Origin of the sequence: Psychrobacter sp. (assembly GCF_030457785.1) — a bacterium.
In the GTDB taxonomy this organism is placed as follows: Bacteria; Pseudomonadota; Gammaproteobacteria; order Pseudomonadales; family Moraxellaceae; genus Psychrobacter.
Genome location: NZ_JAKDUI010000101.1, coordinates 1 through 9,100, shown reverse-complemented (window position 1 = coordinate 9,100; position 9,100 = coordinate 1). Strand labels below are relative to the sequence as shown.

6 protein-coding genes are annotated in these 9,100 nt (G+C 44.1%); 2 read left to right on the top strand and 4 right to left on the bottom strand.

Annotation, left to right across the window (positions count from 1 at the left end; genetic code table 11):
• From L0J61_RS06415 to L0J61_RS06400, 4 genes are all read right to left on the bottom strand, one after another.
• Positions 1-393 (bottom strand): hypothetical protein (locus L0J61_RS06415; RefSeq protein ID WP_301465501.1); only part of this gene is annotated, 393 nt, incomplete at its 3' end.
• Positions 394-514: 121 nt separating this feature from the next.
• Positions 515-1,231, bottom strand: coding sequence for a ribonuclease PH (gene rph / locus L0J61_RS06410; protein ID WP_301465500.1), 717 nt, complete (start codon positions 1,229-1,231; stop codon positions 515-517).
• A gap of 167 nt (positions 1,232-1,398) precedes the next feature.
• On the bottom strand, positions 1,399-3,189 hold the full coding sequence (locus L0J61_RS06405; protein WP_301465499.1) for an AMP-binding protein: 1,791 nt from the start codon (positions 3,187-3,189) through the stop codon (positions 1,399-1,401).
• 566 nt (positions 3,190-3,755) lie between these two features.
• Complete coding sequence (locus tag L0J61_RS06400; RefSeq protein ID WP_301465498.1) at positions 3,756-5,486, bottom strand: AMP-binding protein; 1,731 nt, start codon at positions 5,484-5,486, stop codon at positions 3,756-3,758.
• 758 nt (positions 5,487-6,244) lie between these two features.
• On the opposite strand from L0J61_RS06400, the gene parC reads away from it, so the two are divergent.
• Together parC and L0J61_RS06390 are read left to right on the top strand one after the other, a co-directional pair.
• Positions 6,245-8,554, top strand: a complete 2,310-nt coding sequence (parC, locus tag L0J61_RS06395; protein ID WP_301465497.1) for a DNA topoisomerase IV subunit A — start codon at positions 6,245-6,247, stop codon at positions 8,552-8,554.
• A gap of 92 nt (positions 8,555-8,646) precedes the next feature.
• Complete coding sequence (locus tag L0J61_RS06390; RefSeq protein ID WP_301465496.1) at positions 8,647-9,087, top strand: hypothetical protein; 441 nt, start codon at positions 8,647-8,649, stop codon at positions 9,085-9,087.
• Positions 9,088-9,100: the final 13 nt, after the last annotated feature.

Below are 9,100 nucleotides of genomic sequence, written 5' to 3'. Positions count from 1 at the left end.
ACTAATATAATACTTAGGTGTTCCATCAAGACCAATAATCTGTAATTGCTCGTCGACAAGCGTAATATCGTCATCATCAACCAGTTGGACATGCTGACGTTTTCCTTGCCCATCATGGACAAACTCGCCGGCACGCACCCACAAGACACCGCCATTAATCATGCCGTTCATGGCTTTTTTTTGTTTTTGTCTTTGGACGTTAAAGATAAAACTACCGATGATAAGTAGCGCTAGCGCACCAATTGCCAAACGCTCAGACAACAGACTCATTGCCACGGCAACAGCGACTGCCCCTACCAACAGAGCAGCGCCAAACCAAAACATACCATTATCAGCCGTCGGTGACTGACCCTGTAAATGAATTTTGGCACCGTCGTCGGTCAATTTCAGCATGTGTCGTTACCTATTGCCGGTCAACTGCTGACTGGATACAACTGTCTGTCACGACACAGCATCAGTAATCAGCAGCGATAAAATTAAAAATCGTGAGCCTGTTTACGGCATTACCAGCAGATTACCAGCCTAGAGCGGTTTGCTGCATTTCTACCAACTCAGCGATACCTTTTTCAGCCAGCGCTAGCATGTCATCTGCTTGAGCACGGGTAAATGGCCTCTCTTCTGCCGTTCCCTGTAGCTCAATAAACTCACCTTTTTGCGTCATTACTACGTTTAAGTCAGTATCGCAGCTAGAGTCTTCTTCGTAGTTCAAATCTAGATAGGCTTGGCCATCTTTCATTCCGACAGAAACAGCAGCGACCAGCCCGATCAGTGGATCCGCTTTTAGCTTTTTGGTCCTTTGGATGCTCTCTAATGCATCGATAAGTGCTATCGCAGCGCCGGTAATACTGGCTGTACGCGTACCACCATCAGCTTGCAATACGTCACAGTCGAGATAAATGGTATTTTCACCCAGCTTGCTCAAATCAACCATAGCGCGCAGGCTGCGACCGATGAGGCGCTGAATTTCTTGGGTACGACCGGACTGTTTACCGCGAGCAGCCTCACGCTGATTACGGGTGTTGGTTGCGCGTGGCAGCATGCCATACTCAGCCGTTATCCAGCCTTTTCCTTTACCTTTGAGCCAACGCGGTACACTTGATTCAACACTGGCGGTACACAGCACTTTGGTTTCACCAAAGCTGACCAATACTGAGCCTTCAGCATGCTTAGTATAATTACGTTCAAAGCTAATCGAACGAAGTTGGTCAAGCTCACGATTGTCAATACGCATAAAATTTCCTAGTACGATGATTTAAAAGCAATGTTATAAAATAAGGGGTGATCTTAATGTGGCTGATCGGCGGCATACCGTTATGCCGTTGTAGCGACATATGTCGTTATAGCGCAATATCAAGTTTCGCTCAAGCAATCACGCCACTGAACAGGTTGACGATAAATCTATTCTAACCCTTCTATCTTACGCAATTCTTTGCGCAAGATTTTACCCACGTTTGATTTTGGTAGTTCATCAACGAACTGTATATGACGTGGACGCTTATAACCAGTCAGTTGCTTTTTGCCAAAATCAAGCAACTCTTGCTCTGTGACCTCGCCTTTTTTGACCACAAATAGTTTTGGCTCTTCGCCACGCTGATCATTTGTGACACCGATAGCACCACATTCCAACACTGCTGGGTGCTCACTCATGGCCTCTTCTATCTCATTTGGATAGACATTAAAACCAGAAACCAAAATCATGTCTTTTTTGCGGTCGACAATTTTGATAAAGCCTTTTTCATCCATGATACCGATATCACCCGTTTTCAAGTAACCACTGGACGTAAAAGTATCCGCGGTTTCTTTAGGACGATTCTGATAACCAATCATTACCTGCGGACCCTTCAAACAAATTTCACCGCGATCGCCCAGCGCAACTTCATTTTCGTCATCGTCAATTAAGACCACATCTGTGCTAGAAGCGGGAATACCAATCTTACCTGTGAACTCAGGAATGGTCATTGGATTAAAAGCAGCCACTGGAGAGGTCTCGGATAAACCATACCCTTCAACGATGGGCAGACCGGTAATTTTATGCCACTTTTTTGCCACACTTGGCAGTACGGACATGCCGCCGCCAATAGAGGCTTTTAAGTTAGAAAAGTCTAAATCAGCAAAGCTATCTTTTTGCACCAGACCATTGAATAACGTATTTACCGCAGGGATAAATGCTGGCTTATATTTGCCCATTTCTTTTATCAGACCATCGAGATCTCGCGGGTTCGGAACGAGTAACCCTGCATAACCCTGATACATGCCGTACATGCCACAAACCATGAATGAGAAAACATGATATAGCGGCAACGCGGTCAAGATAACGTCGTTTGCGTCTGCATCATCCTCAAAGGCACTATGCATCAATGCACTGATCTGCAGCATGTTAGCAACTAAGTTACCGTGAGACAGCATAGCACCCTTAGCAACACCAGTAGTACCACCAGTATATTGCAACATCGCCACATCGCTTAAATCTAAGTCAGGACGCTCATATTTACTGGCGGAAACAGCGTTTAAAGCCTGCTTAAAACTCACACTATCTGGCAAACTATAAGCTGGAATCATTTTTTTAATATGGCGAGCAACTAGGTTGACCACAGTACCCTTGATCGTGCCTAACATATCACCGACTTTGCACAGCACGACGTGTTTGACCTGCCCTTTGTCTTCTGCTTCTTGATACGTTTTTGCAAAGTTTTCAACGATAAATAAGGCTTTAGTGCCGCTATCATGCAACTGATGTGAGAGCTCTCGGCTGGTATATAAAGGGTTGATATTGACCAACACCATACCCGCGCGAATGATACCCAACGCCACGATTGGGTACTGTAAAATATTGGGCATCATCACCCCAACTTTATCGCCTTTTACCAGTCCTAAGGATTGCAAATAGCTGGCAATCTGTCGGCTATACAAGTCTAATTGTTTAAAGGTAATCGATGACCCCATGCAGATATAGGCAGGTTTTTGACCATAGCGACTAAAGTTGCGCTCAAACACATCGAGTAAAGAGCTATTATCTGCCGGCATATCGATTGTTGCGTCGATGCCATAGCGCTCATAAGCACCCAACCACGGTCTATCACTAGGGATACTCGGCATTTCAGGAAATGCGTTATCTTTATAGACGTCTTCAGAGGTATTGCCTGCTTCAGATGGTTCTTCTATCGTCTCTTTATTGATATTATCGGTCATAGTTTTCCCTAAATATTGCTGTTAAAAACATAAAATAATCTAGGGCATGCCCTCGTTTATAGTAGTGATAAAACTGAAGGCAAGCTCTAATAAAACACCATGATACATAAGTGATTGTGCATTGTTTAGTGACAAAAAAAGCTAAGGTACAAATCGTGACAGCAGTGCTGATTTTTCATTTATAAGTTTTATACGTCGAAGACAACGCCAAAATCAATTCCTAAGCCAATGCTAAATAGTATCCAAACATAGCATCTAAGCTCAGTCACTCTATATGATAAGCAACTTTCAATATGATGGTTTTGCCATACATTTGCTGCAAAGCCACTGCCTTTTTGATAGACAGATACTAAAATATGTCGATGAGCACTATAGCAGTTTTACGGGAAATTCTCTATCCATAGCAACGCTGTTTGCACAGAGCCACAAAGTAAAAAACAAAAAAAATGATAAGGCAGCATATATACAGCCTTATCATTCATGGTTACGACATCATCTGGTTTGACACGGTTTATCACTTGGCTTAACAGCACTTGCCAGTTTTAACCATGCACTCAGTTTTGTATTTAACCGTGATTTTTTTCTTCTAGCACTCGCAAATCTTTTCGTAAAATCTTTCCTACGTTAGACTTTGGTAGCTCATCGATGAACTCAACACGACGAGGGCGTTTGTAACCCGTCAGATGCTCTTTACCATAAGCCAAGACTTCTTCTTCCGTCAAGCTAGGATCGTTACGCACGACATAGATTTTAGGAGTCTCCCCGCTTTTCTCATCATCGATACCAATCACACCACATTCCAAAATCTTAGGATGACCGGCCATGACTTCTTCAACTTCATTAGGATATACGTTGAATCCCGATACCAATATCATGTCTTTTTTACGATCAACGATAGTCACATAACCATTGTCTGCCATGATGCCGATATCACCGGTGCGGAAAAAACCATCTGCTGTCATGACTTCAGCCGTCGCTTCCTCGCGGTTCCAGTAGCCTTTCATAACTTGTGGACCACGGACACTAATCTCACCGCGCTCACCAATTTCCACTTCATTACCCGCATCATCTAAGATGGCAACATCGGTTGCAGGCATCGGCACACCAATCGTACCAGAAAAGGTTTTGCTGTTGCTCGGATTAGCAGTTGCGACTGGTGCTGTCTCAGACAAGCCATACCCTTGAATGATAATATTACCCGTCACCTGACGCCATTTTTCTGCTGTTGGGCTCAGTACCGCCATGCCACCACCCATAGACTGGGTTAGCTTACTATGATCCATGGCTTTGAATTCTTCATTGTTTGCCAGTGCGTTGAATAAGGTATTCACCGCAGGGAAAAACGCTGGTGGATTATTCTTATAGGCTTTTAAGAGACTATCAAGGTCGCGTGGATTTGGCACCAACAGTACTATACAACCACGATAGAGACCAAACATGCCGCAGACAGTAAATGAGAAAATATGATAGAGCGGCAAGGCGGTCATGATGACTGGCTGCTCACCTCGCTTATCAAAGTCGTCGAAAGCCGTTCCCAAAAAGGTATTACACTGGATTAAGTTTGCGACTAAGTTTTTGTGCGTCAGCATGGCTCCTTTCGCCACGCCTGTCGTACCACCCGTATATTGTAGTACGGCGATATCGTCTAGTCTGATATCTGTCGGACGTTTGTATTGGCTGACCGGCACTTGCTTCAGCGCACTTTTGAAGCTGATGCTATTAGAAATACTATAGTCTGGCACCATTTTTTTGACATGGCGGACAACGGTGTTGACCATGAAGCCTTTGAGCGTGCCCATCAAATCGCCCATACCTGTAATGACAACTTTGTCGACCACATCACGACCGATGTCTTGATAAGTTTTGGCAAAGTTTTCGACCATGATCAGTACTTTTGCTTCTGAATCGGTCAATTGGTGCTCAAGCTCTCTAGTGGTATACAAAGGATTGACGTTGACGAGCGTGAGGCCTGCACGTAGCACCCCAATGACAGACACAGGCAATTGCAAAACGTTGGGCATCATCACCGCAACTTTATCGCCTTTCACCAGCCCCAATGACTGCAAGTACGCCGCCATCTGACGGCTGTATAAATCCACCTCTTGAAAGTTTAATGACGCACCCATGCAGATATAGGCGGTCTTATCGCTACCATTTTCCGTAAAGCTCTTTTCGAGAATATCGATAAGTGAGGTATCGTCAGCTGGCAATTCAATATCATACTCAAGCCCAAGCTCCTCGTATGTTTTTAGCCAAGCTTTATCTTCACGACGGGTTAAATTTCCTTGATTTTCCATAATCTTTTCTCTCCTATTAATAGTACGCTATCGTCCATTCATGTTCGTCACACCATTTTCGTTGCCTTGTCTTCCTCATGGTGTCAATACAATAATGTGAGTACACGATGACAAACAAAAGATATAGCGCTAAACAACCCTTTGTTTGTCAACATACACACTTTATACAGACTACTCAATATAAAAGATTGATGCCTGAGTTCGCAAATGCCCTTGACGACACAAATACATATATTTATCAGTACGTTATATACGAAAATAGCGTTATTATTGGCGCATTACCAATGCACTCATTATACATCTACCGTTCATACTACAGCCAAGATAAGTTTCGTTTTACTGATCAATGACGCTTAGAACAACTAAGCTTACTATTTTTATTTTTGAGTCGTTTAAAAAACAGTCTCTGTCAGTGCCATGGTCAAATGTTCAACACGCTCCTGCCAACCAAAAAAGTGTTTCTCTATAGCTATTCAACACAACGACAAAATCATAAGCATTAAATTTACTATACTTGTCTTACTCTATAAAAGCCATCGCTCAAAACACTATTCACCACTCGCTTGTCTTGCTGCTCACCTTGCCGACCCTCTCGTCATGAAGCTTACCGCTCGTCTAGAAATGCACGTCATACCATGTCGTCTATTCTGACTTATGTCTTTTTAATTCTATCAATATCCTTTACGATAGCATTATACTATTTGCACACTTGCACCCATTATCCATACCTATTAAAAATGATAAGCGAAACCTATTTTATGTCCGATGTTATTGATCATACGACTGCCCAAATCATTCCAAATGAACCGATGGACACTCGCTCAGTCGCCGAATTCACCGAACAGGCCTATCTCAACTACGCCATGTACGTCATCATGGATCGGGCGCTACCAAACATCGCGGATGGCTTAAAGCCTGTACAACGGCGTATCGTCTATGCCATGAGCGAGTTGGGCTTAAAAGCCACTGCCAAAGCCAAAAAATCTGCCCGTACCGTCGGTGACGTACTCGGTAAATATCATCCGCACGGTGATAGTGCTTGTTATGAAGCCATGGTGCTCATGGCACAGCCATTTAGCTACCGCTACCCGCTCATCACAGGTCAAGGCAACTGGGGTAGCCCAGACGATCCCAAATCGTTCGCTGCCATGCGTTATACCGAAGCCAAAATGTCCGCTTATGCCAACACCTTGCTCACAGAGCTTGGACAAGGCACCGTCGACTGGCAAGATAACTTCGATGGCACCATGCAAGAGCCAGTCACCCTGCCCGCACGCCTGCCTAATATCTTGTTAAACGGCACCACTGGCATCGCCGTTGGTATGGCAACAGACATACCACCACACAACCTCAATGAAGTAGTACGAGCCGCTATCCGTCTGTTAAAAAACCCCGACCTTTCAGTAAAGCAATTGACGCAATCCATACCAGCACCTGACCTACCGACCCCAGCTGAAATAATCACCAGCAAAAAAGACCTACAAGCGATGTATGAAAGCGGTCGCGGTAGCTATAAAATGCGCGCGACTTTCCACATCGACAGTAAAGAAAAAAATCTCGTCATTATCGATGCCCTGCCATTTCAAGTGTCAGGCAATAAAGTCCAAGAGCAAATCGCCAAGCTCATGACTGACAAAAAGCTCCCTTGGGTTACTGATATTCATGACGAGTCAGACCACGAAAACGCCTGCCGTATCGTACTTGAGCTACGCTCAACGCGCGTCGATGTCGAACGCGTCATGAGTCATCTGTTTGCTAGCACTGACCTAGAAAGCAACTATCGTATCAATATGAATATGATTGGGCTAAATGGCAAACCACAGGTCAAAAATTTAAAAGAAATTTTAGACGAGTGGCTAATCTGTCGCCGCTCAGTCATCACGCGCCGCTTGCAATACCGTCTCGATAAAATCGACAAACGCTTGCATGTCCTCGCAGGGTTATTGATTGCTTATCTAAATATTGACGAAGTCATACGTATCATTCGTGAAGAAGACGACCCTAAATTATCGCTAATGCAAGGCTATGATTTAACCGAAATTCAAGCCAATGCCATCTTGGATATTCGACTACGCCAATTGGCTAAGTTAGAAGAGATAGAGCTGCGTCGTGAGCAAGATGAGCTCGCCGCCGAGCGTGCTATTATCCAAGAATACTTGGACAATCCAGATAGCCTGACCAATCTAATGATTGACGAGCTGACTGCTGATATGAAAGAACACGGTAACGAACGTATGTCACCTCTGGCAGAACGCGAGGAAGCACAGGCGCTGAAAGAATCCGACCTCGTGCCGAGTGAGCCTATCACCGCCATCCTATCAAAAGCGGGCTGGATTCGTGCTGCCAAGGGTCATGATGTCGATGCCAAAGGCATGAGCTATCGCTCGGGGGATAGCTATCAAGCCCACGTCCAAGGTAAATCCAATGAGAAAATTTACGTACTAGATAGTACAGGGCGCAGTTATAGTATCGATGCGCACAGTCTTGCCTCAGCTCGTGGTCAGGGTGATCCGCTAACGAGTGTGCTAAAACCGCCTGCAGGTGCCAACTTTGAGCAGCTATTAACAGGTGCCGACGATCAGCGCATCATCCTCGCCAGCTCGGCAGGATATGGTTTTATCAATACACTTAGCAATCTCGACAGCAATCAAAAAGCAGGAAAAAAAGTCATCAACTTACCTACCGACAGCAGCCTACTCACTGTCGCTGGTATCAACGCCCATGCGTACGCTAATAGTGACACCACTGCTGAAAATGAAGAATCCAAAAAGACCACGCCTGACCATGTAGCCGTGGTGACCAATGCTGGCTACTTACTAATATTTGCATTAGATGACTTGCCAGAGCAGGCACGCGGCAAAGGCAACAAACTCATTAATCTAAAGGGTGATGAAGAAGTACTCGCAGTCACACCACTAAGCATACAAGACAGCCTCGTCATTACCGCAGGCAAGCGTCACGTAACCCTCAAGCCGATGGATTTAGCCAACTATACAGGCAGTCGTGGTAATCGTGGTGGGCAGCTGCCAAGAGGCTTTCAGAACGTAACGAGTGTTGAGGTTGGATGATTTGAAGTTGGTTTTCAATTTATATCATGCTGGGCTAAAAGCCTAGCCCAGAATTACTTGTTTATTTAATAACTCATTTAAAAGTTGGTTATATGAACGTAATCCCAATCATCTCCGTAGTTATTTCAGTAGCGAGTGTTTGTATCACTCTACTTGTATATATCAATGCAAGAGAAGCCGTTAAAAACGCTAAAAAAGCTCTTGAACATTCGCAAGACAAATATCTCTACGAATTAAGGCGCGATGCTTTGACAGCTACTAAAGAAGTAGAAATGATTTGGCAGACTGCTATTAGTGATGTTTATCATGAGAAAGAACGTATAAGGAAGTTTGAAGGAGCTCTCAATTTAACTATAAGAAAAATGTTTGATGATTATGAGTTAGGACTTTTAAAACCAAGTCTCGAAAATATTAGTGATATGAGGAATAAACTAGAAAAAAGTTTTGATGGTATAACGGAAGATGAAGCAAAATTAGTAATAAGAAAGATGGGGTGGTGTTCTAAAAAGTATGCTGGCGATAGAAGTCAATAAGAAATCTATGCTA